At 43.9% G+C, this 2,013-nt stretch carries 3 protein-coding genes; 1 reads left to right on the top strand and 2 read right to left on the bottom strand.

The window, feature by feature from the left end; translation table 11 throughout:
- The coding region (locus tag ACJMM4_RS01480; protein WP_405382758.1) for a hypothetical protein at positions 1-500 on the bottom strand (500 nt) is incomplete at its 3' end.
- Positions 501-577: 77 nt separating this feature from the next.
- A complete protein-coding gene (locus ACJMM4_RS01475; RefSeq protein ID WP_405382756.1) occupies positions 578-1,078 on the bottom strand; it encodes a hypothetical protein in 501 nt (166 codons plus the stop codon).
- 578 nt (positions 1,079-1,656) lie between these two features.
- Here ACJMM4_RS01475 and ACJMM4_RS01470 point away from each other — a divergent pair.
- The coding region (locus ACJMM4_RS01470) for a hypothetical protein (protein WP_405382754.1) at positions 1,657-2,013 on the top strand (357 nt) is incomplete at its 3' end.

Below are 2,013 nucleotides of genomic sequence, written 5' to 3'. Positions count from 1 at the left end.
CCCATAATTTGCATTATCATTTTGCAATAGCTAGCATTTAAAAACACGTTACTTTCATGATATGGTAATACTACAAATTTACGGCAGCCTGGCAAATCGTCGCTAGGCTCCCAGGCGTTCGCGATGTCGTCCGCCGTTACCGTTACCGCGTGGCCGTTCGCCGCCTGAGGTATAAATGTTTCAACATTTGGATAGGTTCCATAATTCCCGCCGTGGTGCTCTATTAAGTCGGTATGATATTCTTTTTTTAATGCTACGACCCAATATGAGTCCGTAAAATATTGTATTTCATTTTCAATATGGCTATATTGTAAAATAGGTCGTGATTTATTAGATTTTTTTAGTTCTCTTTTTGCTGCTTTTATTCCCGCTAAAAACTTATTTCCTAACATGTCTTTGGTGTCTAACTCTTTCAGTTGATTTACCAGGGTCGCGCGGATTCCGTCCACGTCCCCAGCGTTTAGCATATTTAATAAAGTAGTCGCTTCTTTTTTATTCATTTTATATTCATCCTTTCCGATAGTCGATATTCATTTTATATTTATCAGCAGCGGGACGGGTCCCGCTGCTTTGTTGCTTAATTGTGTAAAAATAGAAAGTCGTCGCCGTCGTTTAGTTCGATAATGGTTAATCCATCAAATTCAAAGTCGCGCATAATCGCATCAGTGTCAATATACCATCGTAAATGTTCCGGCACGCCCTCGAGATAGCCTATTTCATCTAGATAGTTTTCAAACGCGTCCAGCTTCCCGTGGCCGCTGATGAAATAGCAGTGGTCGTTTAGCGTATCCAGGGCGCCGCGTAGTGTGTCGTCGTGGCCGTATTCAATCAATAGACACGCGGCTTCCATTTCGTGGCTGTCGTGGGTTCTTTCCAGGTCCTCATAGTCCGCTATCATGTCGACGCTTGCCATCAATTCCACGCCATACGCTGAAAAGTGAGTGCAGCCCGTTTCGTCGTCCGGGTATTGTTCCATGTAGTTATCATACCACGCTAGGGCTTCCGTCGCGTCCTCAAAATAGAACACGCTTTGTTCTCCCGTGAAATCTTTTGTGTAGTTAATGAATTCGATTTGCATTTTTATTCCCTCTTTCCGCTTTCCGCTAGTTAAATTTGTTTACACTATTATTATACTACATAAGCAAAACTTTTATACAACTCAAATTCAACTTTTTGTCTACATCTTTCGACGTTATCCGCAGCGGGACGTCCCGCTGCCCACCTGGCCCCAGGGTACCCCGGTATAGTAGCGGGAACATGGCCCGGGTATAGTGGGTATTTAATCGCAGCACGCAGCAGCACGCGCAGCGCATCGCATGGCGTAGCCGAACGCAGCAGCACGCAGCAGCACGCGCAGCAGCACACCACACCCCACCCGGCCCCTATAATAGAGCGCGCGGGGGCGTGTTTTGTGAGGTGTTTTAGCACCCCAAAAATAGAAAAAGGCTACTCAAACGACACGAGTTTGATACTAGGAAATAAAAGGAAAACAATAATGATACAACGTTTATAAAACTTGTGATATACTTAAAATTGTCATTATGACGGGAATAAAAAAGAAGTCAACCGCATATAATAAGTCGTGTATACGGTACAAAAAAGGTAGGTTAGTGGTATGAGTCAGCTATCAGAAAAAGAAGAAAGAGGGGAGATCGCATGAGTCAACGTGTCGGTTTAGACCTTGCCAACGGGTTTATTAAAGTCGCGTTAGAGAACGGGACTAACCTGGTGTATGAAAATCGTTTAACGCAATTAACCGGGTTAGAATTTGACGCCTTAGATGTGAACAATGAAACAGTGTATGAAGTCAATGGCGAACGATATATTTTATCCAAGACGGGAATTAGTAGCGGCGGACGTAGCAGCGACCGTTATTTTAGCCCACAATACTTGATCGAGTGTTTAATTGCGTTAAGTCAAGTCGTAACGGAGCAAGATGTCGTGTTATGTGTCGGCTTACCGTGTCGTGATTATTTGATTCCGGGGTTACGTGATCGCATGAGAGACATGTTA

The organism is Phascolarctobacterium sp. (assembly GCF_045124115.1).
In the GTDB taxonomy this organism is placed as follows: domain Bacteria; phylum Bacillota; class Negativicutes; order Acidaminococcales; family Acidaminococcaceae; genus Phascolarctobacterium_A.
The sequence above is the reverse complement of the archived record's forward strand: the minus strand, read 5'-3'. Positions and strand labels throughout refer to the sequence as shown.

What these genes read in the sequence shown, in the direction of transcription:
- ACJMM4_RS01475 (WP_405382756.1), bottom strand. Translation starts at nt 1,078, where the DNA reads ATGCAAATCGAATTCATTAACTACACAAAAGATTTCACGGGAGAACAA.